This is a genomic window from Argonema antarcticum A004/B2 (assembly GCF_023333585.1).
Lineage (GTDB): Bacteria > Cyanobacteriota > Cyanobacteriia > Cyanobacteriales > Aerosakkonemataceae > Argonema > Argonema antarcticum.
Window position 1 is genome coordinate 18432 of record NZ_JAIQZN010000043.1, and the last position, 23988, is coordinate 42419.

Below are 23988 nucleotides of genomic sequence, written 5' to 3' on the forward strand. Positions count from 1 at the left end.
GCTAAAAATTTTGCAGGACAGCCTATTCAGAATATATCTTTCTCTGGGTAGCTGTGGCATATCAATTGAACCACTGCTCAAGGCAACAGATCGCCGCTGGAATGTAAATAGGTAATAACACCATCTGTTTTGCTTGGTGAGGACGCGGCGAGCGGCTTAAATCGCACTGCTACATCAAATATATAATATTTCCGGATGTAATATTCCTATAGGCGTATATTTTATAGCTTTTGTTTACAGATATCTATAGAAATATGAAGCGATTCACAAGGCTGCCTTTCTATCTGATTTTCTTACAGGGGATATTGTTCCCACCCATCTGTCAGGGAACGGGACTGGAATCTCTACAGAGGAGACCACCTTTGTCCTTGCACCCGCAACAGTTAGGAAATCCATCAGGTAAAGCAGCAACTTTAGATATTCCGCATCCCTCAAGTCAGTTAGTTACCCAGCTAGAGGAATACCCCGAACAACCAGAACTACAATCATTTAACGAAATAATCGAAGCTACACAAAAATCAGCAGGACTATTCACGCTTTACCGTCAGAAAGAAACCGGCAAAATCTATCTGGAAATTAAGCCAGAACAATTGAATAAAAATTACTTTGCCACAATTACAATGGAATCGGGTATCGGTGAACAGGGCATTTACAATGCTACCTCTCTAAAGGATTTTATCTTCTATTTTCGGCGAATTAATAACAATTTACTGTTCACCGTTCGCAATGTTCGCTTTCGCACTCGTCCCGGAGATCCGCAACAAAATGCGGTTCGTCGGGCATTTTCTGATTCTGTTTTAGTTTCCGTTCCCATTAGAAGTATTCATCCTCAAAGTCAAACAATTTTAATCGATTTGGGTGATTTACTATTGCGGGATTTGCCAGATCTAAGCTCAATGTTAGCAGCATCTTTAAAGGCTCAATATTCAGTAGATCCGACAAAATCTTATTTTGGCAATGCCAAAGTTTTTCCTCTCAACATGGAAATTGAATCAGTATATGGATTTTCTCTCATAAATGAGAATAGGAATCATACCTCTTTACCTACTCTACCCGATCGCAGATCTTTAACCATTCGCACTCACTATAGTTTTTCCGAATTACCGGAAAATAATGGGTATAATCCCCGTTTAGCTGACGATCGCGTTGGCTATTATACCACAGTTTTTCAGGATTTTTCTAATTTGAACAGTAATTCCCGGTTTGTGCGTTATATTAATCGGTGGCATTTAGAAAAACAAGACCCTAACGCCGCTTTATCTCTGCCTAAAAAACCGATTGTTTTCTGGATCGAAAATACGGTGCCCTTAGAATATCGAGATGCGATTAAAGAAGGGGTGCTAATGTGGAATAAAGCTTTTGAAAAAGCGGGATTTAAAAATGCGATCGAAGTGAAGCAAATGCCCGATAATGCTACTTGGGACCCGGCAGATATACGCTACAATACGATCCGTTGGTTTGTTTCTACGGATCAAGCATTTGCAGAGGGGCCATCACGGGCAAATCCGCTGACGGGAGAAATTTTAGATGCTGATATTCGTATAGATGCCAACATGATCCAATTAGTCAGAGAAGAGGATCGAATTTTCTTCTTGCCTAACTCAGCAAATACTGCCTACCAAGACAATTTATGTGGCTTATTTACCGCACGAAAAGCAAAAGTTGATAGGCATTCAATGCCGGTTTACCATCGCTCTTTGTTAGCAAATTTAGCAAAGAATAGCGATATTTGTTATAGCAGAGCAATGGCTAATCAATTCTCTCTTGGTGCGATGTCATTATCGTTGTTGCAGAATCAGAAACCTAACAGTAATGAGATGAAAGAATACTTAGATCAATATGTGCGATCGCTCGTTGCCCACGAAGTAGGACATACTTTAGGATTAAAACATAATTTTCGTGGTAGCATTTTCCTCAAACCAGAAGAATTAAACAATACCGACATCACCCGCACCAGAGGAATGGTCAGTTCGGTAATGGATTATGCACCAGTAAATTTAGCACCTGCTGGTACTAAACAGGGAGATTATTTTACTAGCATGGTTGGCCCTTATGATGAATGGGCAATTGAATATGGTTACAAACCGAATAGTGCGGGAGTTGCTCTTACAATGGCAAACAACCAAACTGAAAAGCAATTTTTGCAACAAATTGCCGAAAAACAAGTTAATAGTCCAGAGTTATCTTATGCGCCAGATGAGGATAGTGCCGATCTCGATCCGACAGCTAATAAAGAAGATCTAAGTAGCGACCCTTTGCTTTACTCCCAATGGCAGTTAGATAATTCGCGTATAATGTGGGAAAACCTGAATAAGAATTATTCAGTTAGCAGTAATAATTTAGGTGATTTGACAAGAATGTTCGATCGGGTTTTCTTCTACTATTTGCGAAATTTGCATATTATAAGTAAGTATGTTGGTGGGCAATCTTTTTATCGCGATCGCGTCAGTAGTGCAAATGGAAAACAACCACTAGAAGTAGTATCTGTGGCGAAGCAGCGATCAGCTTTGACAATGCTACAAAAGTATTTGTTTGCGCCAGATGCTTTTAATTTCCCACCTGACTTATTGAATAAATTAGTATCTCCATCACCAAACGAATGGGATGATGATGACTTGATAAAGAGACGTCTTGATTATCCAATTTACAATCGAATTTTGTTATCGCAAAGTTCTATTTTGGCACGATTACTGTCTGCGGAACGTTTGACAAGATTGCGGGATATTGAATTGAAAACGCCGCCGGGACAAGCGCTGACTATGCCGGAATTGTTTAATAGTTTGCAGGATGGGATTTGGACGGAGGTGTTGCAAAAGGAGAATAAATCACTGAAAATATCGAGTTTACGTCGCGCTTTGCAGCGACAATATTTGGAAATATTAATAGATATGGTATTGCGGAATGATGATGTACCGTCAGATGCGCGATCGCTTGCTTGGGAAAAATTACGGCAATTGCGAGAAAGTCTGAATCATACCTTGAGAAAACAGGGTAAAAATTTGGATGATTATACTAAGGCGCATTTGGAGGAAACGCGGGAGAGGATTACTAAGGTTTTGGATGCACAGTTGCGATCAAAGTCAAATCGCAAGACGTAATTGTGGGTCCGATCGGCTCTAACTTTTCCCTACTCCGTTCCCGCCGCAAGATTATGTAGGGGCGTTCGCGTAGCGTGCCGGAGGCATTAGCATTGCGGAATTAACGTTTCGGTTTTGAATTAAGATTAATCCCGCAATGCTTCGCCCTCCCACTATACTAAGGAAGAGAGAAAAAGAGCGATCGCACCTACTTATTATACAAATTTGTATAAAGTTGCCAAGAAAAAAGAAATATGATATCTAGAATCGCTACTGTTATGCGAATAAAATTGTCCAATTTCTAATAACAGTTGTTCTCTAAATCTCTCTGCTGGAGAACTGTAATCAGTGGGAGGGTGAATTTTATTCCAGTAATCCTTAGCTTTTTTAATTGTCAGCAAAGCAAGAATTAACTCATTTTTCTCTATATCATTTTGGGTGTTGTCAAACTCTGCTTTCCATGAATCGCGCAATTTATCTGTGTCACTACAATCTAAACTAGACAAATAATTAATCCGATTGGCTATTGTTGGTAAGTTATTCTTTAAATCTACATCGTCAACTATTGCATCTGCCATAGTTAAGTAAATATTTTCAAGTACCAAAGAATTGCTATTATAAAGCGGAGAAGCAAAAATATTATCAAATACTTCTTGCAGATCGGGTATTAAAAAATAAGCTTCTTTATGAACTAACCCTGTCACCCATATACGATGATTATTTGCATTTATTTCATTGACTTTGCATTGTCCGTAAAGATCGCAGAAAATAGCTTCTGTATCGGAAAAAGTATAATTATCAATCTTTTGTAATTGCAAATCCAAATCTACAATGGCAAAAAGTTTCTCTGGGATTAAATATGAGTTATTATTGTCTTGTGTATGAATTTCTAAAAGGTTAAAATAGGTATCGATTACATCTTTGCGATCGCCACAATTAAAAAACTCTGGTTTATACTGACTCCACCATCTTGGAACACACGCTTTGTAAAAGTTTGCATCTGGCATTTGTTCCATTCTTGCATAAGATTGAGGTGATAATCTATCCTTAGTATCCTTGATACCCCTTTCTCCTTCACATAACACAACTATTTTATTTTTAATTCTCCGAGATAGAATAATATTATCACAGTGTTGCTTTAACTGCTCAGGATTGAGACTCATAATTAATTGGAAGGGTTTTGCTTAAGAAGTTTTGGTTCTAGTTCCTTAACATGAGCAGGTGTAAGTGCTTGACATAGCTCATAAGAATGAGTTGCCAAAATATATTGATTACTCGGTGCCCATTCTTTGAGGTCTGAAATTATTTGATATTGCCAATCAGGATGAAATGCAATTTCTATTTCATCCATGAGGACGATCGCATTTTCTATATTATAGTATTTCAGCCACATATAAATACTGAGTCTCTTTAATTCGCCATGACTTAAATCTTCTGGATATAGTTCTACAGTTTCACCGTCTTTATCTAATTTAAAATTGACACCATAAAAATCAGGTTCCAAATTTATTTTTTTGTTACCTAAAATTAGATGTAAATCTTTAATTAGTTCTTTATAGCTATTTCCATATTTACCTGTTTCTGTGACTTCTCTCATATCTTCAGCTATAGCTGCTCTCAAGGATTTAGTCAGAAGCTCTACAGCTAGAAAATCATAAGTAAAAAAACCTGGTAATTTAGATTTGGCATCCTTTAAATGTGAATAGTAATCATTTTTTTTAGTTGGCTCTCTAAATAATAATTTTTTTGAATTGGTAGCAAGAAAAAGGAAAACTTGGGTAGCAGGAGCAGCCAGAAAAATTTTTTGTGCCAGATCCTTGAGAAAAGATTCTATTTGATTTATATCTATGTTATCTATACGAGAAACTAAAACATAATCTTCAATTTCATTTCGGCTTGCTGAATATTTGAATATATATCGCACTTTCCCTCCACCTGCACTGAATGGAAATCCTTCATTTTCACTTTCTATTTCTTCAGTATCAACTTTCCTTACAGCAAAAAAATTAAGGCGGACATTTTCTTCCATGTACCCAATGTCAATGATAGCTAATTCCCTCTCATTTCTTTCTACTTGAAAACCGTTAAGCAAATTTTTCAAAAAATCCACCCGATCGGGATTATAAGAACAATGTAGCAATCCAAAAATCAGTTGTAAAAGTGTACTTTTCCCACCTCCATTTTGACTGCCAAGCGGAAAAATATTAGGAAAAAAATCCTTTTCAAAGGTAATATCAACATTCTGTAATACGCGAAAGTCAGGAACTTGAACTCGTAGTAAACGCATAATAACTCTTCAGCATCGATTGATATTGAGTATTTTGAACTACTAAGTAGGGTTGGCACTGACTCTTATAACCTTTATATTATATGTTGAGTTTAACGAAATGAATCAAACTTTTTCTAGCAAAATTGAGCCTGACAATGGGGAAAAAGGTGCTGATCTTTTATTTCGGAGTAGTATTAGGGATTTTCTAGCGATCGCACTTGACAACCACCCACCAAATAACAGATGATAGGAGATTGTGTGTCTAATCCTGCTCGGATCAGGTCAACACATTCCAAAAGCTGTTAATTGGAAATTGAGAACAGGCAATAGTCTTGCCGTCCCATGCCCCAATCAGCTACCTGTACGGCAAACCTTTCGGACAATCTCATGACTTACGCAATTATTGAAACCGGCGGCAAACAACTGCGAGTAGAACCGGGCCGCTTCTACGATATCGAACTGCTGCACGTTGAACCAGAAGCACAAGTTACGATCGACAAAGTGTTCTTCATTCATAACGACGGCGATGTGAGTATCGGTCAGCCCTTAGTCGAAGGCGCTACCGTAGAAGGCACAGTGATGCGGCACTTTCGCGGGCGCAAAGTCATCGTCTACAAGATGAAGCCCAAGAAGAAAACCCGCAAAAAACGGGGGCATCGCCAGGAAATCACTCGTCTGATGATTAACTCTATCAGTTTGAACGGGGAAGCGATCGCAACTGCTGAAGCTGCATCATCCCAGCCTGAAGCCCCCCAAAAATCAGCTGCTCCCGAAGAAACCGCCGATAACGCAGCAGAATAGTTAGTAGTAGAAAAAATAGAGGAAATCATGGCTCACAAGAAAGGTACTGGTAGTACACGCAACGGTCGCGACTCAAATGCCCAGCGTCTCGGCGTCAAACGCTTCGGCGGTCAAGTTGTCAAAGCAGGCAACATTCTCATCCGTCAGCGCGGAACCAAGTTTCATCCCGGCAATAACGTCGGTATCGGCAGCGATGACACCCTGTTTGCCCTCACCGACGGCATCGTCACCTTTGAAAGAAAGGGTAAAACCCGCAAGAAAGTCAGCGTTTACCCCAAGGTAGTTGCTGAAATTGCAGCTGAACCCGTAGCAGTTGCGGTCTAAAATTGTAGGTTGGGTAGAGCGCGAGCCAAACCCAACAAAGCCTTGATTGAGGTTGGGTTTTCTGACCTCAACCCAACCTACTCTATAGCTTTATCAAACGCCATGTTCCCCATCAATCGCCCTCGCCGCCTCCGCACCTCACCTCAACTTCGCCGTATGGTGCGCGAAAATGCTTTAACAACAAGCGATCTAATATATCCGCTGTTTGCAGTACCCGGCGAAGCCATTGCTAAAGAAGTTAAATCCATGCCGGGAGTCTACCAACTATCGGTAGATAAAATAGTGGAAGAAGCCAAGGAAGTTTATGACCTGGGTATCCCGTCCATCATCCTGTTTGGCATTCCCACCGATAAAGATGCAGATGCTACCGGGGCTTGGCACGATTGCGGAATTGTTCAAAAAGCAGCCACGGCAGTAAAAGAAGCTGTGCCGGATTTGGTTGTAATAGCTGATACCTGCCTCTGCGAATATACCAGTCATGGCCACTGCGGCTATCTGGAAGTTGGCGACTTAAGCGGGCGCGTATTGAACGATCCAACATTGGAATTACTGAAGAAAACAGCCGTTTCTCAAGCTAAAGCCGGTGCGGATATCATCGCGCCTTCTGGAATGATGGACGGTTTTGTGCAGGCAATTCGGATCGGATTGGATGAAGCTGGGTATCAAGATACACCAATATTGTCCTACGCAGCTAAGTATGCTTCAGCCTACTACGGGCCGTTCCGAGATGCCGCTGAATCGACACCGCAATTTGGCGATCGCAGAACCTATCAAATGGACCCAGGCAACGCCCGCGAAGCCCTTAAAGAAATCGAACTGGACATCGCCGAAGGAGCCGATATGCTGATGGTAAAACCGGCTCTTGCCTATATGGATGTGATCTGGCGTGTCAAAGAAGCTACCAACTTGCCGGTTGCCGCTTACAATGTTTCTGGCGAGTATTCCATGATTAAAGCAGCTGCTCTCAACGGCTGGATTGACGAGGAGCGGGTAGTGATGGAAACTTTGACCGGCTTCAAGCGGGCTGGAGCAGATCTGATTTTGACCTATCACGCCAAAGACGCCGCTCGTTGGTTGTAGGAAATGTCAATTATCGGAGGGGCAGAGGAGCAGAGGAGCAAAGGAGCAGAGGAGCAAAGGAGCAGAGGAGCAGTGAATAACTTTCCCTCTTCCCTCTTCCCTCTTCCCTAGCCCCTAGCCCCTAGCCCCTAGCCCCTAGCCCCTAGCTATAAGACAGAAATTAGAAAATTTCAGTGCGATTGGACACCAATTGACCGCTAGTAGATTAGTAAAATGACTCGGTAAAAGATTCTAGGTTATCGATAACGATGGATGGTCGTAATATTAAGTTCTGCGATTTGCGATCGCAAGTAGACCTCAATCAACTACAGGAACTGTTTAAACTGGCGGCTTTCTGGGCGCAAAACCGGAAAATTGAAGATTTGGCAGTTGCTATAGCCAACAGCGATCCTGTAATCAGTGTCTGGGACGAGAATCGGTTAATCGGGTTTTGTAGGGCAAACTCAGATTGCGTCTATCGGGCCACAATTTGGGATGTCGTGATTCACCCCGATTATCGCGGACTGAGCCTGGGACGCAAAATGATCGAAACACTCTTAAATCATCCGCGGATCAGCCGCGTAGAGAGAGTATATCTGATGACTACATATCAACAGGGCTTTTACCTGCGACTTGGATTTCAGTTTCCCAACCCCAGTACCACAATGGTGCTGTACAACAAACCCCAAGCTACTTCCCTTCCTGCCCCAGCAATGGCGTCTGGGGAATCGCTAAGGGGATAGAGCATTGGATGCGAGTCAGATTAGACTCCGCGCCCGGTGAGGGGACTGCCAAAACTTCCAAGCGTCCCTTCATCAGCTCCAAAAGAGTCTGACAGATTAGTAGAGTAAGTCCTGGTGAGAGTGTAAAATTCTCATCAATGGTTTTATCAATTTCAATAGATTTATTAGTTTCGGGAACAGACCGCAACAAATCTATTGAGTCACTCCAAGTACTCGCAGGACGTTGGTCTTCAATCCAGATGCGGACATACCCCGTTGCCGCATCTGGATGGACGGAAACGGTAATGCTACCTTCCTGCATCAGTTTCAGTGGCGTGTCCACCAAATTCATTAACACCTGCCGCAACCAGCGGTGGTCTGCCATGACATAAATTTCCGGGTCGGCTGGCATTATCTGAAGACGGATATTGCGATTTGCCGCTTGTAGGTGGGTCAAATCATAGACTTGCGCTAAAACCTGTGCTAGCTGCAATGGCTGTATTTCCAGCTGATTTGTGCCATATTCTGTTCTGGCAACTTTGAGAATTTCATCAAGTAACGCTACCATTTTCAAGGCAGAGGTATGGGCTTGCGCCACAAATTCTCGTTCTTCAGCTGGGTCTTCGCACAAATCGGACAGAATTATTTGATGCAGACCAATTAGACTATTGAGAGGCGATCGCAACTCGTGGGAAATTCGAGCCAAAAAACCTGCTTTAAATTGGCTCATCTCAGCTGCCATGTGGTAGGCTACTTCAGCCTGTTGCAATTTTTCTTTGAGCGCCAATACTTCTGGGTTAGAGTCCATAAGAATTAAAAATTAAAAATTAAAGCTTAAAAAAAGGGAATTACTCCCCGCCAATTTAGACTAACAGACTTCCAAGTTAACCGCTCCTTGTCTTAATATTTCCCAACCACTGTCCGTCCATTTAGCCACTGTGGAAGGAATACCGCCTGTATTCGTTGATTCTAATGGAGAAGGCACAAGAGTCAGAACGTCGGGAAACTGGGCTTCAATTTCTGACATTGTTTGCAAAGGGGGCTGACCTGATAAATTGGCGCTAGTGGTTGCCAGTGGGCCAGTTTGGGCTAGAATCTGGCGAGCGATCGCACAATTCGGCACTCGTAACCCTATTGTAGTCTGGTCAGTTGGGTTAACCGCTCTCGGAACCTTCTCCGATGCGGGTAACACAAAAGTTATAGCCCCCGGCCAGTACGATACAGCAAATCGCTGCCAAATCTTCAACTCTTCTGCGGTTCCCCTACAAAATGGCCACAACTGGGCCGCAGACGCCGCCATCAAAATCAGCGGTTTATCTTGCTGCCTTTGTTTCGCCTCAAAAATTAAATCTGCCTTCTCTGATAATACTGCCAATGCTGGCACCGTATCTGTAGGAAAGCTTACCAGATAGCCAGAACGTGCTTTATCTACCAGAATGTCGAGGGAGACTTGGGTCATCGGTCATTTTTTATTGGTTTAATAATCAATTGTTACACTGGGAGAGAAGATAATTTATCTCATTTTGACATAAAAACTGCGGCTTTTTGTAGGTGTAAAACAAGACAATTTCTACCAGAGCATAGATATGACAACCGTATCCAATGAACAAGCGGCGATTATTCGCACCGAACGCGGACTGACCATTGCAGGTACGCGCATCACTCTATATGACGTGATGGATTACTTAATAGCTCAATATTCACCCAACTCAATCCGCGAAAAACTTTGTTTGAGAGATGAACAAATTAATGCTGCCTTATCCTACATTGAGACAAATCGTGCTGAAGTCGAAGCGGAGTATCAAATCGTTTTAGAACAGGCAGAAGAAATTCGGCAATATTGGGAAGAAAGAAATCGCGATCGCCTTGCCCAGATTGCCGCAATGCCACCAAAACCAGGCCAAGAAGCTCTTTGGGCAAAGCTTCAAGCTCAGAAAGCCAAGCGGGAATTGAAAGAATGATTTTTTTGGTAGATCATAATCTGAGAGGACAACCAAATTAACAACGATAAGCTAAAGCAAATCGATCGATTCCCGCTAAATCGGAGAATATCTGAATTTCGATATAATTTCCGTTTAGTCGCAACAATTCTGCTACCATCTCTGCCTGTCCTGCCATCATCTCAATCAACCATAAGCCACCGGGAAGCAGATAATCTGGTGCTGTTTGTATTAAGTGCCGAATGCAGTCCAAACCATCGTTTCCACCATCTAAGGCGAGGTGCGGTTCGTGTTTGGTGACTTCCGGTTGCAGAGTCAGTACCATTTCGCTGGGAATGTAAGGTGGGTTCGACACCATAGCGCTCAGTTGGCCTTTAAGAGCCTGTAAAGGCTCAAACCACGAACCTTGATAAAATTTGATTTTGTCGGTAAATCCTAATCCTTGGGCGTTCTGCTGGGCAATGGATAGGGCAGCAGAGCTTTCGTCCACAGCATGAATTGTAGCTTTAGGAAAGGCATCTGCTAAACCGATCGCGATCGCGCCACTCCCAGTCCCCAAATCAGCCCAGTGGTGAGGGGTGCCGGGGGGCAGAGGGGCAGAGGAGACAGCTTCGACAGCTAAATCAATTAAACCCTCCGTTTCTGGACGGGGAATCAGCACTGCTGGTGAAACCGCCAATTTAAAATGCCGCCAGGGAGTTATTCCAGTTATATACTGTACTGGCAAGCGATCGCGAATACGCCTAGACCACAGTTGCTTCAACTCTGATAGTGACAGCTTTAGTTCAATCTGGGGCCAATTTTTAAACGACTCCAAACACAATGCCAAGCGATCGAGTCCAGCCACTTCTTGCAATATCCAGTCCACTTCCATCGGCGGGACATCAGCTGCCTTAGCGCTGACTAACGCACTCTGACGCCACTGCCAAAGTTCTAGACCGGAAACAATTTTGTCATTGGTCATTAGTCATTAGTCATTAGTCAGTGGTCAGTGGTCAGTGGTCAGTGGTCAGTGGTCAGTTGTCAGTTGTCAGTGGTTAGTGGTCAGTGGTCAGTTGTCAGTTGTCAGTTGTCAGTTGTCAGTTGTCAGTTGTCAGTTGTCATCAACCACCAATCCCCAATCCCCAATCCCCAATCCTCAATCCCCAATACCCAAAACCCAATCCCCAATCCCCAATCCCCAATCCCCAATCCCCAATCCCCAATCCCCAATCACCTATTTTGCGGTCTGTTAGCAGGGGGTGCGGCAGGTTGCGATCGATTATTGCGAGATGGGGGATTAGTTGTGCCAGTCCCAGGCGAATTCTGGTTTTGGCGATTAGATTGTTGGATCGATCGCAAAAATTCCCTCGCTTCTGGCGGCGGAATCAACATCAGTTGATTTAGCCACTGGTCATTTTTGCTCGTCAAAGTCTGAATTACCCCCTCAAAGTTCACCACCTCAATATCAGCGTTAGAAGCCTGTTGGGGATTTTGTTGCTTAAACTGATTCAACATATTCTGTGCATCTTCTCGACTGAAGAACACCGGAATAATCTGCTGATTGCCCATTTCGGGAACTTGCATAGTTATATATCCTTTTTCTGGCCCACCTCTGGGAATGAATAGAGGCACCCCATTAAATTCGTTTTCCCTTTGACCGTTCTGCCGCAGCATCGCCAATGCCGAATCAACCTGCTGCTTAACTGGCACCATGTCAAATACCAACCGCTCTGTCTGGTTTTTATTTTCTTGAGCCCGCTGGTATAATTCGCCCAGAGATCTTGGTATTACCTGCATATTTCTGCCGATCTCCGGTCTTTCAGTTTTCAGCTTATCCAAAAAAGCCTGAGCATCTTGTTGGCTGATAAAAATGCGAGCTACGGAAACATTGTTCTGTCCATTGGTAGCATTAGCGCCCTGTGCATTATTTACACGACCGACCAGTAATTCACCAGATTGCGGATTAGCAACAATAAATACTGGTATCGGTCTTAGCTTTTGTACAATCTCTTCTTGTGTGAGAGCAAGCGCCCTCAGATTTCCGACAAACAGATTGGTTAGTAAGGTACTGCCAATCAGACCTAATGTTGCACCCCAGCGAACTATCGATTTCATAACCTCTCCTTGAATAATCCCGGACTAGAAAAATTAGAACCTGTTTAACTTAGGTAGTGTATCGGATCGTTTTTTAATGCAATCGGCTGCTAGTTTATTCACCGCGCAATTTTGAGTAATCAGTTTTCCGTTTGCTTTATCCTAGCGCGATCGCTTGACAAACAGAGACAGGTTTTTTGGGCAATTTTACTGGTGAGATTTGCGATGCGACATTTTTCAGTAGCATCCCTAAATTTAGTTGAGATAGAGTAGAGCCAGACTCAGTAAAAACTCAAATTCCGGCGGATTCTAGGATATCCACACCTGTTTGACTCTCCTGTCGGAGCAACAGTTCCAATTGTGACATATGCTGAAATATCAACAATCTATCACCACAAAAGCAAGCCGACTACGCCACGGGGCGTTAGCCAAACTCGTCGCAGGTATTAGCCTACTGTTACTGCCCACAGCCTGTCAGACTAGCACCAGTGCGCTCAAAATTGGCACTCTCCTACCCATCACCGGGGATTTGTCTCAATTCGGCTCATCCATGCAGGATAGTGCCAGTTTACTTGTAAAAACTGTTAATGACTGTGGGGGCGTTTTGGGTAAGCCGGTGGAACTAATCTCTGAAGACGATCAAACTCAGCCTGCTGCCGGTGCCACAGCTATGAGTAAGCTAGCTGAAGTGAATCGGGTGGGCGGTGTCGTCGGGGCAGCTGGAAGCGCCGTTTCTAGTGCCGCCGTGGATATTGCCGTTCGCAATCAAGTCGTGCAAATTTCTCCCTCCAGTACCAGCCCCATTTTCACAGAAAGAGCAAAAAAAGGAGATTTCAAGGGATTTTGGTTCCGCACCGCCCCGCCCGACACATTTCAGGGTCAAGCACTCGCGAAACTGGCAAAAGCAAAAGGCTATAAGTCTGTAGCGGTTCTGGCTATTAATAACGATTATGGCAACGGTTTAGTGCAATCTTTTATCCCCGCCTTTGAAGCTTTGGGCGGCAAAGTCGTGAATCGGGATAAACCCACTCGTTACGCGCCTAATGCTTCCACCTTTGAATCGGAAGTGGGGGCTGCTTTTGGGGGCAAACCAAACGCTGTCCTCCTGATTGCCTACCCAGAAACGGGTAGTTTAATCCTCAAAGCGGCTTACCAACAAGGATTACTCGGTAAGCAAACTCAAGTCCTGGTTACGGAGGGGATGAAAGAAGCCAAAGTGGCGCAGCTGGTGGGGAAAAATACTGCTGGGCAATACATCGCTGCTGGCATTATTGGGACAGCCCCGAATGCAACCGGCCCAGCTTTAGCCGCATTTCGCGATCGCTACCAAACCACCTACAAGCGTCAGCCTGGAGTCTATGACCCCAACAGCTGGGATGCGGCGGCTGTCTTGGTTCTCGCCGCTGAAGCTGCCAAATCCCCCACAGGTGCTGCCATCCAAGAAAAAATACTATCCGTCGCCAATCAACCAGGACAAGAAGTCGGCGATGTTTGTCAGGCTCTCTCTCTCATCCGCGAAGGCAAAGATATTAACTACCAGGGAGCCAGCGGCAATGTAGACTTCGATGTCCAAGGAGATGTCACTGGCAGCTACGATGTTTGGACTATTGACACCGCTGGCAACCTCAAAGTGACGGATATCATCACTGTCGGCGGTTCGCAGTAAATCGGGATGACAGGATTTGAACCTGCGACATCCTGCTCCCAAAGCAGGCGCGCTACCAAGCTGCGCTACATCCCGACGGTCAGTTTTAACTATAACCTGTTTTTGAGAAACTGGGCACAATCGATCGTTATTTCTTCAAAATTTGAGTAAGAGTAATACCGAAAAATGTTGTCATAGACGAGAGACCGGCTTTCCTTGGTCGATCCCAACCTTTGGTTGATTGACTCTCCCCTGACCAGAAACCCAGTTTGGACTAGACTTCCTGGTATTTTTCGGTATTTCTCTTAGTTAGGATACCAAAACATCCCCTTAATACCTTCCGGGTCAGAAACAAATCCTAGACCGTGATAGAAATCTAGGACATGGGGGTCAGCGAATAAGGTAATGTTGCTAATATCCTCACTGCGGAGTTTCTTGATCGTATACTTCATCAACGCCTTTCCCAACCCCTTACTTTGGAAGTCCGGGTGAACGACCACATCCCAAATGGTGGCGTTAAACGCATGGTCGGAAGTAGCGCGGGCAAAGCCAATCAGCCGACGACGGTTTCCTCTCACCTCCCACATGGAACTGACGAGGAAACTATGCTGAATAGCTTTTTTGACCTTACGCAGCGGTCGGCGGGACCAACCCACTGCATCGCATAGTTCTTCTAGTTCGTAGAGGTCTATGTCCCGGTCAGTACTGAAAAAGATGCGACTGTTCCGGGTGGCCCGATCGCCCGTTCCTGGAATCACATCTTCTTCCATTTGCATCGCGCTAGTTGTCGAGGCAGCATCAGAGTCGCTAAACCAGCTTTTCCAAAAACCCATGCAGGCTTGATTATTGTATTAATAGAAGGAAGTTGGATGGCCGTACTAGATAGTATATCTCTCGCACTCCCCTCAGTGTTCGGCTGACTTTACCGAGTCAGTCGTTGGCAGTGGGTATTCCCCTGCCCCCAACACGAAATCACCTGACAAATCGATTAAATGTTAAGATTCATCTTTTTGCCAGCCTTTGACCTGGTAGGCGAGTTTGACCCCAAATGATGGCCCAGGGTTTGAAATCATCTACGCTGGAACTCCTGAAACGCTTTAATCGGTCGTTTCCTCAGTTTTATGAGCAATTTGTCAGCAGTGAGAGCCAACTGCAAAACTTGAGACTAGCCTACCGGCTCTATAGAAGTAGGCGAGCTGTGATCGAGATAAAACCGGAAGGCAACAAAACGGCCTTGTATTTTGCTTACCGGAATCAGTCATTTCTGCTGAGCGACATTTTTGGCGTGCTTGCTGCCTATGGGCTGACTATTCACAGTCTTAGCCTGTACGGTCAGATCCGCCCACCCATGTTGGTATTTATCAAACTGGTGGTTTCCCGTGGCAGCAAAGCCTTGACGGAAAAAACTTCGGAAAATGTCTGCCGCGCCATTCGAGAGGCACTGGCAGGGCGCTTTGAGGTGGAAGAAATGCTGGCGGTGGAATTCAATCTGGATGCTGGCTTAGAGCAGGTAGAAACTGACTTCCACATCGATCAAGTTTTCCATCTTCCCGCTCTGTTGATTGAGGCCGACAACCAGCCCGGTCTGTTCTATAAAGTAATGTACGCAATTTGGCAAGAGGATCTGCTAGTAATCAGTGCCAATTTGCTGGTCTGGCGCGGGCGAACCCGCCTGATTTTATACCTGCTTGGCCCCAACGAGAACATCATTCCCGAATATCTGGGCCAAAAAATTGCCGAAGGCGTTCGCCAGAGGTTGATGGGCCGGGGCTAGGAAAGTCAAAAGTCAAGAAAAAGAAGGGGAACTTGGGCATGGGGAAGGGGCAAAGGGGCTAGTAAGTGAGAAGCTTTTAGGACTTACGTTTTTCGCCCCCCTAGCCCCCCAGATTTGGGGGGAACAGGACTTTTCTCCACCCAAATTTGGGGAGGAGAAGACTCTTTTCCTCCCAGATTTGGGGGGCTGGGGGGCAAAACCAAGGTTAGTGCGTAAGTCCTGGTTCTTTTGACTTTTGATCGCTATGGCAGAACTTCGGGATAGGATCGAAATATGGCAAGCATCAATATCCTGGGTGTGCCCCACGCCTACGAGTTAACGCCTCCCACCGCCTCTGGCCATGTTTTAGTCTTTATTCACGGTTGGCTCTTAAGCCGCCGTTACTGGCAACCGCTGATTGAGCGGTTGGCACCGACTTACCAATGCTTATCTTATGACTTACGCGGATTTGGCTATTCCCAAATCACCTCCCAGTCTCGGTTTAACGGTCAAGGAACTTGGGTAAACTCGGATTCAAGCTCTACGACCTCCCGCTATACTCCAGCGGTCTACGCTCGCGATCTGGGCATTTTGCTGCAAGAATTGAATATCTCCAGTGCGTGGCTAATTGGGCACTCTCTAGGGGGTACGATCGCTCTCTGGGGAGCCGAACAGCTACCTGAGTACGTCAAGGGCGTCGTCTGTATCAACGCCGGTGGCGGTATTTACCTTAAGGAAGCCTTCGAGCGATTTCGGTCTGTAGGTCAGCAATTAATTAAATTCCGCCCCCGTCTGCTCTGTCATCTGCCTTGGATAGATTTAGTATTTACTCGCGATAGTGTGGCTCGCCCTTTAGCACGCGCTTGGGGCCGTCAGCGGATCGTCGATTTTGTCATGGCTCACCCGGAAGCGGCGCTAGGGACTTTGCTGGACTCTACAACAGAAGCAGAGGTGAATCGCTTACCGCAGGTTGTCTCCCGCCTGAAGCAGCCTGTTTATTTCATTGCCGGTGCCAATGACACGATTATGGAACCTAAATATGTTCGTCATTTGGCTAGCTTTCATCCCCTATTTCAATGCTGTGGGGATAATGTGATTGAAATTCCTGATTGCGGACATTTGGCAATGGTGGAACAACCTGATGTGGTGGCAAAAGAAATTAGTATTATTCTCGATCGATCTAGTTCTAAAATTTAAGGTCATCTCAATCGGCTGTAGAGACGTTTCATGAAACGTCTCTACAAACTGTAATCCAACCTTAATCAGAAGTTAGGTATTCTAGTACACAGTCTGTATCGTGTCTTTAGAGTCATAATTGGCTTGCAGATTGAGATTTAATTGGCCATCTGTAAATTTGAATATCGACAAACCGTCAACAACCCACCGTTAAATCGGAGTACCGACTATAACGGGGGCTTGAAAGATAGCCCTAGTTGACCAGACTCAGGTGGCAACACCTACGTTAGTGGTAAGAGTTAAAGACCTACCTGCGGATGCGACGCCAGTCCGTAGCTCTAGAACCGAGTGGTTAAACAGGTATAGAGGGTTAAGCCAGTGCTGCTTGGATAGTACCGACCACTAACATTGTCGAGGCGAACATTTACCCCTGCCCCAGTAATGGGAGAGGGAGAAATCCCCTTTCTTAAACGCCCCACCGAGGCGGGTCTTTCCAGAACAATCTCGGTAGCCTCAATCCTGTAATGCCAGCAGGGGATGCCAGAAAGAACTACCGCTTTTGGGGCGCAAAGGTTTTCTACTCTCTACAAGAAATATGTTATGCAGCATAGACCATGCCCCCCGTTTCCTCCGACCACCAAGCTGAATACAGCTATGGTGGGGGTCTCCACGGGGGAAGAAAGATGAATTATTGCAGTATTGCGGATATATTACACAATAACCAAGCGTGGGTTGCTCAACAGCAGCAAGTTGACCCCAATTACTTCGAGAAGCTATCGACTGGACAAAAGCCACCCTATCTCTATATTGGGTGTTCAGACAGCCGCTTGCCCCTGACAAGATTTACGCAAACCGAACCGGGTGAAATGTTTGTCCACCGGAATATCGCCAATCAAGTCTGTTTAACTGATATTAACTTTTTGTCTGTGCTGGAATATGCGATCGTCCACCTTCATGTTCAGCACGTTATTGTCTGCGGTCATTACTATTGCGGTGGGATTCAAGCAGCCTTTGAAGGAACTGCGACAGGACTTGTAGATACTTGGGTCAACCCCATTCGCGAACTGTACCTGCAAAAGAAAGAGGAAATTGACAAACTGCCTAGCCGCCAAGCCAAACTGAATCGCCTAGCGGAGTTGAATGTTGAGGTTCAAGTCAAAAATCTCTACCAAACCTCAATTATGCGAAATGCCTTGCGAGAAGAATGCGCTCCCCAAGTTCATGGCTGGGTACTCGACCTGTATTCAGGTCTGATTAAAGATCTAAAAGTTTCAACCGAAGGCTGGTACTTCTACCCCAGTTGCCCTGCGCCTCATACTTTGTTGCTAAAGTAACTGTCAGATTTGTAGGTTGGGTTTCGTATCACTATAATTTTATTGAAATTCCTGATTGCGGACATCTGGCAATGAAAGAACAACCAGATGTAGTAGCAAAAGAAATCAGGAGTATCCTTACTCGGTATGAAAGCGAGTGAAGTTTTGCAGCGCTATGGAGAGGGGAGGCGAGATTTTCGGCGTGAAAATCTCCGATGTTTGTCTTTTAAGGGTAAAGATTTATCCGGTGCAGATTTTTCGGAAGCTGATATTAGGGGGACTAATTTTACTAAGGCTAACCTGAGCGGTGCTAAGTTTGTGGCGGCGAAAGCTGGATTACCGAAGCGATGGGTAATTACGCTGTTGTTTGTTTGCTTGGTGTTGTTAGTAATATCAAGTTTCTTGACAGTATTATTAGGCATTTTCGTGTCATACATAACTCAGCCAAAACTGGAAAACGCTATTATTATCGGCTGGGTAAGTCTAATTGTGTTTTTAGCTTTTAATTTCCTCTTAATTTATCGAGGAATTAACGCCAGCGCCATCGCCTTCGCCTTCGCCAGCGCCATCGCCAGCGCCATCGCCATCGCCAGCGCCAGCGCCTTCGCCTTCGCCAGCGCCATCGCCATCGCCAGCGCCAGCGCCACCGCCATCGCCATCGCCAGCGCCTTCGCCAGCGCCTTCGCCTTCGCCTTCGCCAGCGCCTTCGCCAGCGCCTTCGCCATCGCCTTCGCCAGCGCCTTCGCCATCGCCTTCGCCTTCGCCAGCGCCATCGCCTTCGCCATCGCCTTCGCCAGCGCCATCACCATCGCCATCGCCTTCGCCATCACCAGCGCCTTCGCCATCACCAGCGCCTTCGCCATCACCATCGCCTTCGCCATCACCATCGTATCGATAGTGTTGTATAGTTATCTCGGCTGGCGTGCGATTAAAGGAGATCCCAGAGATGCTGTGATTCGCATAATTGCTGTAGCTTTTGCTGCTACGGGAGGCACTAATTTTCAATATGCCAATTTAACCGATACTGATTTCACCAAAGCCACTCTTAAAAATACTGACTTCAGAGATGCTATTCTTACTCGTACCTGTTTTAAAAATGTTGAAAAATTAGATTTTGCTCGACCTGGAGAAAGTTATTTAAAAATCCCCCAAGTGCGAGATGTTGTGATAAAAGGACAAGGACAAGATAAAAATTTTGAGCGTTTGAACTTGCAAGGAATTAACTTAAAAGGAGCTAACTTAAAAGGAGCGAGTTTTATTGAAGCAAACCTCCAAGAAGCTTGCTTGCAGGATGCTAACCTTTCCGATGCTAAATTAGTACATACTCTTTTAGACTTAACAGATTTAACTGGTGCTAATCTCACTGGCGCTTATATTGAAGGATGGAATATCACTACCGAAACAAAAATTGATGGCGTGAAATGCGATTTTGTCTTCATGCGTTTACCACCAGATAAGCGCCCGGATTTTATCACTCTACCACCCGAAGAAAGACGCGACCCGAACCCGCGCCGTCAGCCTGCAAATTGGGATCAATTCTTTAAAGACGGTAATTTTGCAGATTTTATTGCGCCAATGCGCCAAACGCTTAACCTTTACCACAATAAACCTACTGACCCTCGATTGATAGCTCTAGCTTTTCAACAACTAATTGATGAGCATTCTGATGCAGATATAGAATTAGTAGCAATCGAGAAAAAAGGCAAAAATAAGGATAAAATAATTCTGAAAGCAGAAACCGCAGCCCAAGCTGACCATGCTGCTTTAAGTGTTAGTTACTCAGATAATTTAGGTTATCTTCAATCTTTACCACCAGAAACGATTAGAGCATTATTAATTGAAAGAGAATCAACGATTAGATTGCTAAGTACATTCATAGAAGGAAAGCAGAAAACATCGGAACCGACTATTACTATTTCACCTAATTTTTCTACTCATCAAAATCAAGGAGATACTACCATGTCAGATAAAAGCAGTAATTTCAAATTTGGCGACGTTGGTCGCGATGTTGCAGGTATCGTAGGCGGCGACAATAGCGGTGTCGCCGGTAAAGAAATGACCGGAGTTGCAGGGGGTGAAATTAGCGGTAATGTCACTGTTAGCATCGGTGAACCTGAAAATTCAAACACCCCAGAAGCGCCAAAGTTGGCAGACTTGTTAAAGCAGTTACAATCAGCAATTGAATCTGACACCAATTTATCAGATAAGGACAAAGCTAAGGTATTAAAACAGGTGAAAGCCTTAGCAGAAGCAGGTCAAAATCCCAAAGATGAGGATAAGAAAGATATCGCAGATAATGCAATTACGATGCTAAAAGGAATAGTTACCGGACTACCTCTTGCTGCAACTTTTGTGGAATCTTGGAATAAGTTGTTGCCATTAATTACATCGGTTTTTGGTTTATAAAAAAAATCTGAAAACCTCTATAAATAGAGGTATAGCAACCGCCAAGGCGGTTAGAGCAACTCCAACTCTTACCTCTGGTTCATAATCCCTTACGGAGTAAGCTTTTCCCTCTTCCCTAGCCCCTAGCCCCTAGCTATATGTTGTTGCGATTTAGCGATAAAGCGCAACAACGTACTTCAATACATCCCAGAAACCGGGTTTTTTTTCCAAATCCCATGACAAGGCTATTAACGAGGCAAAATATCATCAAGGCGAATTTGTAAGTTTTTTAGCAGAGGCGAAATTATCGGTTGACCGAGGCGAAATTGTTGCTGACTATAATCTTCTTCAATTAATTGGCAAACGGTAACAGTTGGTTGTTTGGGTTTACCGATAAAAGCCACACCTCCCAAGCCTAGATAATCGACAATCCAATATTCAGGAATTCCCAAAAGAGCATATTCTTCCACTTTTCGAGCGTAATCTGTTTCCCAGTTGGTGCTAACGACTTCTACTACCAATTTGATCGATCGCCCCAACGTAATCACAGGTTCTCTTTGCCATAAAGGTTCGCTAGCGAGAGTGGTTTCATCTAAAACGATAATATCGGGACGACGGGCAGTAGCTGCATCTGCCAAGGGACGGATTAAACAAGTGCGAGGAATAAACCAAGGGAGTTGTTCAGATGCGATCGCAATCCCAATTTGAGTTGCTAGTTTACCACTGACTGTTTCGTGTGGCCCAGTGGGTTCCATCTCAACTAATTCTCCGTCAGCAAGTTCATAGCGCGGATTATCACCATATTGAGCGATAAATGTTTCAAAGGTTAGGAGTTTTGGCGTGGTGTAAACCATTGTTGATTCCTATGAATCACGAATATTGTCATAAAGCGGTTTGCAGTTGGATGAAGTAGACCTCAGAAACCCGGTTTCTTGAAGAAACCGGGTTTCTAGATGTAAAGCTGCATCACATCGGTAATCGCAAGGCGCGATCGCACTCCCAAAGTCAAAGACGATGTATGGCCCCGATCCAGGTGATCCGCAGCAGCACAAGCAATCATCGCCGCGTTATCAGTACAAAATTTAAGACTGGGGAAGATTACCCGCAAATTATGAGATTCTGCGGCTGTTTGCAAGTGTTGGCGCAGTCCGCTATTAGCTGCTACCCCACCGCCAACTGCGATCGTACTTAGTCCATAATCGAGGGCGCACGAAATTGCTCTGCGAGTTAGCGATCGGGCCACCGTATCCTGGAAACTCGCCGCGATATCATTCACAGGCAAAGGCTCTACGCCCTCCCTTGCCAGCTTTTGCACTAACCGCAGCACAGCAGTCTTTAAACCGCTAAAACTCGAATCATAGGGATGATAGCCGCCACTGGGAAGCGAAATTTTACCTTCTGGGAGGGGAAAGACTTTGGGATTGCCCAAAAGCGCCAGCTTGTCGATCTCTGGGCCACCGGGATAACCTAGCTGCAACAACCGCGCCACCTTATCGAAGGCTTCACCGGCAGCGTCATCGCGGGTTTCTCCTAAAGTTTCGTATTTACCACAATCTTTCACATAAATCAAACTTGTGTGACCGCCCGAAACTAGCAGACAGAGGAAGGGTGGCACTAAATCGGGGGCGCTGAGATAAGAAGCGTAAATATGTCCTTCCAGGTGATGAACGCCCACCAAAGGTTTATTGTGAAGTATAGCCAGCGTTTTGGCGGCAGTTAATCCTACTAACAAAGCTCCCACCAAGCCAGGGGCACAGGTGGCTGCAATGCCATCAATCTCTGCTATCCCTATATCAGCGTCTTTGAGGGCTTGGGCTATGCGATCGTTAATCGTCTCCAAGTGTTGGCGCGAAGCTACCTCCGGCACAACACCGCCATACTGTCGGTGGACAGGAATTTGAGAAACGATGATGCTACTTAAAACTTCACGGTTCTTAACAATTGCTACCGCAGTTTCGTCACAACTTGTTTCAATTGCTAAAACTGTCGCCATTCACTGGTACTTTAAAAAATCAATGTGCTTTCCCTGCAAGAGAGGCTGTTTTATAGTTCAGCCACCTTGACTGTACAAATAACTTCAACTTCTTGTAGGGAAAAGTTATTGTTTTGTAACAAAAGGAAACAATCCATGCGACGATTGTTCGCTCTGATTCTTGTAATCGGTCTCTGGTTTACATTTGTCCCCGCAGGGTCAGCCGACGCTGCTATGCTTGTACCTTGCAAAGACTCCCCCGCTTTCCAGCAACGGATCGAAAGTGCGCGTAATACCACTGACGATCCCCAATCAGGCGTAAAACGATTTCAGCGTTATTCCAAGGAACTCTGCGGCCCAGAGGGATTACCCCATTTGCTCGTAGATGGCAGTTTAAAGCTTGCTGGGGACTTTCTGATTCCTAGCATTCTGTTCCTGTATATCGCTGGTTGGATTGGCTGGGTCGGTCGTTCCTACCTGCAAGCCATCAAGCAAGACAAATCCCCAGAAGAAAAAGAAATCATCATCGATGTTCCTCTGGCTGTTTCCAAGATGCTGACTGGGCCGATGTGGCCTCTCTTAGCCTTGAAAGAATTCACCACTGGTGAAATGTTTGCCAAGGAAGAAGAAATCCCAGTTTCACCGCGCTAGGTTATTTACACCTTAATTTTTGGAGAATCTTCGCTCATGCAATACTTCCTCAAGTATCTTTCCACCGCACCAGTTATTGCCGCTGTTTGGATGACCATCACAGCTGGAATTTTGATCGAATTCAACCGCTTTTTCCCCGACCTGCTGTTTCACCCGATGCCGTAAGAATCTATCTTTAGGCTTACTCATTTGAAGAGTGGGTTCTATCCAAAGGGATATGCTAGTTTTGGCTTTTTGCGGTAGCTTCTTCCGAAACTAGCAATTGTAGAGACGGTTCATGAACCGTCTCTACAGCAGGTCAAGATAAGACGGGTAATCGTTGCGGATTCCGTATCAGGTGGCATAAAAAGTTTCAATGTATAGCTAGGGACTAGGGGCTAGGGGCTAGGGGCTAGGGAAGAGGGAAGAGGGAAGAGGGAAGAGGGAAGAGGGAAAAGGTTACTCCGTAAGGGATTATGAACCAGAGGTAAGAGATGGAGTTGTCTTAACCGCCAAGGCGGTTGCTATAATATAATAAAAAATTAGAATTTACGGGTCTTTCGGAATCATTATGCTAATGTTCGTTATAAACATTTTTGTAGGGACATGGCATCATAAATATGTCTACTTATAACCAATAAATTATTATTTTAAGAGCCAGCCCGATTCATCCCTGGGGTCAATCCAAAATCCAAAATCCAAAATCCAAAATCGAATGACTCTAAGTATCGAGCCCCAAACAGTAATAACAGCATTACCAGACCATACTCAACTACCAGAATCAGACGGTACTTTCGTGAAGAATTTTCAGGAGCATCCCCAAAGCATTCTGTTAACTGATTCTCT

The 23988-nt window shown here is 44.8% G+C and carries 24 protein-coding genes, 1 tRNA gene and 2 pseudogenes; 16 read left to right on the forward strand and 11 right to left on the reverse strand.

Annotated elements, in window-relative coordinates:
• Nucleotides 1-254: 254 nt before the first annotated feature.
• Complete coding sequence (locus LAY57_RS18660; protein ID WP_249068321.1) at nt 255-3098, forward strand: zinc-dependent metalloprotease; 2844 nt, start codon at nt 255-257, stop codon at nt 3096-3098.
• 194 nt (nt 3099-3292) lie between these two features.
• Here LAY57_RS18660 and LAY57_RS18665 read toward each other — a convergent pair whose 3' ends face one another.
• Together LAY57_RS18665 and LAY57_RS18670 are read right to left on the reverse strand one after the other, a co-directional pair.
• Nucleotides 3293-4240 (reverse strand): hypothetical protein, encoded by a 948-nt coding sequence (locus LAY57_RS18665; RefSeq protein WP_249068322.1) that lies wholly within the window; start codon nt 4238-4240, stop codon nt 3293-3295.
• 2 nt (nt 4241-4242) lie between these two features.
• On the reverse strand, nt 4243-5364 hold the full coding sequence (locus tag LAY57_RS18670) for an AAA family ATPase (protein WP_249068323.1): 1122 nt from the start codon (nt 5362-5364) through the stop codon (nt 4243-4245).
• Nucleotides 5365-5733: 369 nt separating this feature from the next.
• On the opposite strand from LAY57_RS18670, the gene rplU reads away from it, so the two are divergent.
• The 4 genes from rplU (at nt 5734) to LAY57_RS18690 (ending at nt 8273) form a co-directional block, all read left to right on the forward strand.
• A complete protein-coding gene (gene rplU / locus LAY57_RS18675) occupies nt 5734-6147 on the forward strand; it encodes a 50S ribosomal protein L21 (protein ID WP_249068324.1) in 414 nt (137 codons plus the stop codon).
• A gap of 27 nt (nt 6148-6174) precedes the next feature.
• Entirely contained in the window at nt 6175-6471 is a 297-nt protein-coding gene (gene rpmA, locus LAY57_RS18680; RefSeq protein ID WP_249068325.1) for a 50S ribosomal protein L27, read from the forward strand.
• A gap of 102 nt (nt 6472-6573) precedes the next feature.
• On the forward strand, nt 6574-7551 hold the full coding sequence (gene hemB, locus LAY57_RS18685; protein ID WP_249068355.1) for a porphobilinogen synthase: 978 nt from the start codon (nt 6574-6576) through the stop codon (nt 7549-7551).
• 248 nt (nt 7552-7799) lie between these two features.
• Nucleotides 7800-8273 carry a GNAT family N-acetyltransferase gene (locus LAY57_RS18690; protein ID WP_249068326.1) on the forward strand — a complete coding sequence of 158 codons (474 nt, stop codon included), beginning with the start codon at nt 7800-7802 and terminating at the stop codon, nt 8271-8273.
• On the opposite strand, the gene LAY57_RS18695 is transcribed toward LAY57_RS18690, so the two are convergent.
• Complete coding sequence (locus LAY57_RS18695; protein ID WP_249068327.1) at nt 8221-9060, reverse strand: sensor histidine kinase; 840 nt, start codon at nt 9058-9060, stop codon at nt 8221-8223. The two genes, LAY57_RS18690 and LAY57_RS18695, sit on opposite strands and share 53 nt — an antisense overlap.
• Nucleotides 9061-9120: 60 nt before the next feature.
• The gene (locus tag LAY57_RS18700) at nt 9121-9711 is read right to left on the reverse strand and encodes an L-threonylcarbamoyladenylate synthase (protein ID WP_249068328.1); all 591 of its coding nucleotides are present in this window, start codon (nt 9709-9711) and stop codon (nt 9121-9123) included.
• Nucleotides 9712-9838: 127 nt separating this feature from the next.
• Here LAY57_RS18700 and LAY57_RS18705 point away from each other — a divergent pair, with 127 nt between their 5' ends.
• Nucleotides 9839-10213, forward strand: a complete 375-nt coding sequence (locus LAY57_RS18705) for a DUF433 domain-containing protein (protein ID WP_249068329.1) — start codon at nt 9839-9841, stop codon at nt 10211-10213.
• Nucleotides 10214-10250: 37 nt separating this feature from the next.
• Here the strand turns inward: LAY57_RS18705 and prmC are convergent, their stop codons facing one another.
• Nucleotides 10251-11156, reverse strand: coding sequence for a peptide chain release factor N(5)-glutamine methyltransferase (prmC, locus tag LAY57_RS18710; RefSeq protein ID WP_249068330.1), 906 nt, complete (start codon nt 11154-11156; stop codon nt 10251-10253).
• 34 nt (nt 11157-11190) lie between these two features.
• On the opposite strand from prmC, the gene LAY57_RS18715 reads away from it, so the two are divergent.
• Entirely contained in the window at nt 11191-11427 is a 237-nt protein-coding gene (locus tag LAY57_RS18715) for a hypothetical protein (RefSeq protein WP_249068331.1), read from the forward strand.
• Here LAY57_RS18715 and LAY57_RS18720 read toward each other — a convergent pair.
• Nucleotides 11405-12289, reverse strand: a complete 885-nt coding sequence (locus tag LAY57_RS18720) for a Tic22 family protein (RefSeq protein ID WP_249068332.1) — start codon at nt 12287-12289, stop codon at nt 11405-11407. The two genes, LAY57_RS18715 and LAY57_RS18720, sit on opposite strands and share 23 nt — an antisense overlap.
• Before the next feature lie 346 nt (nt 12290-12635).
• On the opposite strand from LAY57_RS18720, the gene LAY57_RS18725 reads away from it, so the two are divergent.
• Nucleotides 12636-13934, forward strand: coding sequence for an ABC transporter substrate-binding protein (locus LAY57_RS18725; RefSeq protein ID WP_249068333.1), 1299 nt, complete (start codon nt 12636-12638; stop codon nt 13932-13934).
• A 1-nt stretch (nt 13935) separates the two neighbouring features.
• Here LAY57_RS18725 and LAY57_RS18730 read toward each other — a convergent pair.
• Together LAY57_RS18730 and LAY57_RS18735 are read right to left on the reverse strand one after the other, a co-directional pair.
• Nucleotides 13936-14009: transfer RNA gene (locus LAY57_RS18730), tRNA-Pro, on the reverse strand.
• Nucleotides 14010-14218: 209 nt separating this feature from the next.
• Nucleotides 14219-14746 (reverse strand): GNAT family N-acetyltransferase, encoded by a 528-nt coding sequence (locus LAY57_RS18735; protein WP_249068334.1) that lies wholly within the window; start codon nt 14744-14746, stop codon nt 14219-14221.
• A 218-nt stretch (nt 14747-14964) separates the two neighbouring features.
• Here LAY57_RS18735 and LAY57_RS18740 point away from each other — a divergent pair, with 218 nt between their 5' ends.
• The 4 genes and pseudogenes from LAY57_RS18740 to LAY57_RS18755 form a co-directional block, all read left to right on the forward strand.
• A complete protein-coding gene (locus tag LAY57_RS18740) occupies nt 14965-15687 on the forward strand; it encodes a hypothetical protein (protein WP_249068356.1) in 723 nt (240 codons plus the stop codon).
• Nucleotides 15688-15960: 273 nt separating this feature from the next.
• The gene (locus LAY57_RS18745; protein ID WP_249068335.1) at nt 15961-16863 is read left to right on the forward strand and encodes an alpha/beta fold hydrolase; all 903 of its coding nucleotides are present in this window, start codon (nt 15961-15963) and stop codon (nt 16861-16863) included.
• A gap of 662 nt (nt 16864-17525) precedes the next feature.
• On the forward strand, nt 17526-18176 hold the full coding sequence (locus LAY57_RS18750; RefSeq protein ID WP_249068336.1) for a carbonic anhydrase: 651 nt from the start codon (nt 17526-17528) through the stop codon (nt 18174-18176).
• 126 nt (nt 18177-18302) lie between these two features.
• Nucleotides 18303-18437: pseudogene (locus tag LAY57_RS18755) on the forward strand (pentapeptide repeat-containing protein); the annotation flags it as partial.
• Between the two features lie 236 nt (nt 18438-18673).
• Here LAY57_RS18755 and LAY57_RS18760 read toward each other — a convergent pair.
• Entirely contained in the window at nt 18674-19036 is a 363-nt protein-coding gene (locus LAY57_RS18760) for a hypothetical protein (RefSeq protein WP_249068360.1), read from the reverse strand.
• 16 nt (nt 19037-19052) lie between these two features.
• Here LAY57_RS18760 and LAY57_RS18765 point away from each other — a divergent pair, with 16 nt between their 5' ends.
• Nucleotides 19053-20561 (forward strand): pentapeptide repeat-containing protein, encoded by a 1509-nt coding sequence (locus tag LAY57_RS18765; protein ID WP_339389358.1) that lies wholly within the window; start codon nt 19053-19055, stop codon nt 20559-20561.
• Between the two features lie 227 nt (nt 20562-20788).
• Here LAY57_RS18765 and LAY57_RS18770 read toward each other — a convergent pair whose 3' ends face one another.
• Together LAY57_RS18770 and tsaD are read right to left on the reverse strand one after the other, a co-directional pair.
• Nucleotides 20789-21394, reverse strand: coding sequence for a Uma2 family endonuclease (locus LAY57_RS18770; RefSeq protein ID WP_249068337.1), 606 nt, complete (start codon nt 21392-21394; stop codon nt 20789-20791).
• 95 nt (nt 21395-21489) lie between these two features.
• A complete protein-coding gene (tsaD, locus tag LAY57_RS18775) occupies nt 21490-22533 on the reverse strand; it encodes a tRNA (adenosine(37)-N6)-threonylcarbamoyltransferase complex transferase subunit TsaD (protein WP_249068338.1) in 1044 nt (347 codons plus the stop codon).
• Nucleotides 22534-22668: 135 nt separating this feature from the next.
• Here tsaD and LAY57_RS18780 point away from each other — a divergent pair, with 135 nt between their 5' ends.
• The 3 genes and pseudogenes from LAY57_RS18780 to LAY57_RS36555 form a co-directional block, all read left to right on the forward strand.
• Nucleotides 22669-23163 (forward strand): Photosystem I reaction center subunit III, encoded by a 495-nt coding sequence (locus LAY57_RS18780; protein ID WP_249068339.1) that lies wholly within the window; start codon nt 22669-22671, stop codon nt 23161-23163.
• A gap of 36 nt (nt 23164-23199) precedes the next feature.
• Nucleotides 23200-23328 carry a photosystem I reaction center subunit IX gene (psaJ, locus tag LAY57_RS18785; protein WP_249068340.1) on the forward strand — a complete coding sequence of 43 codons (129 nt, stop codon included), beginning with the start codon at nt 23200-23202 and terminating at the stop codon, nt 23326-23328.
• Between the two features lie 529 nt (nt 23329-23857).
• Nucleotides 23858-23988 (forward strand): annotated as a pseudogene (locus LAY57_RS36555) (Uma2 family endonuclease); the annotation flags it as partial.

Coding starts and splice junctions, on each gene's coding strand:
- LAY57_RS18760 (WP_249068360.1), bottom strand. CDS start 19,036: ATGGCGAAGGCGATGGTGATGGCGAAGGCGCTGGTGATGGCGAAGGCG.
- LAY57_RS18770 (WP_249068337.1), bottom strand. CDS start 21,394: ATGGTTTACACCACGCCAAAACTCCTAACCTTTGAAACATTTATCGCT.
- LAY57_RS18735 (WP_249068334.1), bottom strand. CDS start 14,746: ATGGGTTTTTGGAAAAGCTGGTTTAGCGACTCTGATGCTGCCTCGACA.
- LAY57_RS18720 (WP_249068332.1), bottom strand. CDS start 12,289: ATGAAATCGATAGTTCGCTGGGGTGCAACATTAGGTCTGATTGGCAGT.
- rpmA (WP_249068325.1), top strand. CDS start 6,175: ATGGCTCACAAGAAAGGTACTGGTAGTACACGCAACGGTCGCGACTCA.
- LAY57_RS18740 (WP_249068356.1), top strand. CDS start 14,965: ATGGCCCAGGGTTTGAAATCATCTACGCTGGAACTCCTGAAACGCTTT.
- LAY57_RS18695 (WP_249068327.1), bottom strand. CDS start 9,060: ATGGACTCTAACCCAGAAGTATTGGCGCTCAAAGAAAAATTGCAACAG.
- hemB (WP_249068355.1), top strand. CDS start 6,574: ATGTTCCCCATCAATCGCCCTCGCCGCCTCCGCACCTCACCTCAACTT.
- LAY57_RS18705 (WP_249068329.1), top strand. CDS start 9,839: ATGACAACCGTATCCAATGAACAAGCGGCGATTATTCGCACCGAACGC.
- LAY57_RS18745 (WP_249068335.1), top strand. CDS start 15,961: ATGGCAAGCATCAATATCCTGGGTGTGCCCCACGCCTACGAGTTAACG.
- LAY57_RS18665 (WP_249068322.1), bottom strand. CDS start 4,240: ATGAGTCTCAATCCTGAGCAGTTAAAGCAACACTGTGATAATATTATT.
- tsaD (WP_249068338.1), bottom strand. CDS start 22,533: ATGGCGACAGTTTTAGCAATTGAAACAAGTTGTGACGAAACTGCGGTA.
- LAY57_RS18750 (WP_249068336.1), top strand. CDS start 17,526: ATGAATTATTGCAGTATTGCGGATATATTACACAATAACCAAGCGTGG.
- LAY57_RS18700 (WP_249068328.1), bottom strand. CDS start 9,711: ATGACCCAAGTCTCCCTCGACATTCTGGTAGATAAAGCACGTTCTGGC.
- LAY57_RS18660 (WP_249068321.1), top strand. CDS start 255: ATGAAGCGATTCACAAGGCTGCCTTTCTATCTGATTTTCTTACAGGGG.
- LAY57_RS18780 (WP_249068339.1), top strand. CDS start 22,669: ATGCGACGATTGTTCGCTCTGATTCTTGTAATCGGTCTCTGGTTTACA.
- prmC (WP_249068330.1), bottom strand. CDS start 11,156: ATGACCAATGACAAAATTGTTTCCGGTCTAGAACTTTGGCAGTGGCGT.
- LAY57_RS18690 (WP_249068326.1), top strand. CDS start 7,800: ATGGATGGTCGTAATATTAAGTTCTGCGATTTGCGATCGCAAGTAGAC.
- LAY57_RS18670 (WP_249068323.1), bottom strand. CDS start 5,364: ATGCGTTTACTACGAGTTCAAGTTCCTGACTTTCGCGTATTACAGAAT.
- rplU (WP_249068324.1), top strand. CDS start 5,734: ATGACTTACGCAATTATTGAAACCGGCGGCAAACAACTGCGAGTAGAA.
- LAY57_RS18725 (WP_249068333.1), top strand. CDS start 12,636: ATGCTGAAATATCAACAATCTATCACCACAAAAGCAAGCCGACTACGC.
- psaJ (WP_249068340.1), top strand. CDS start 23,200: ATGCAATACTTCCTCAAGTATCTTTCCACCGCACCAGTTATTGCCGCT.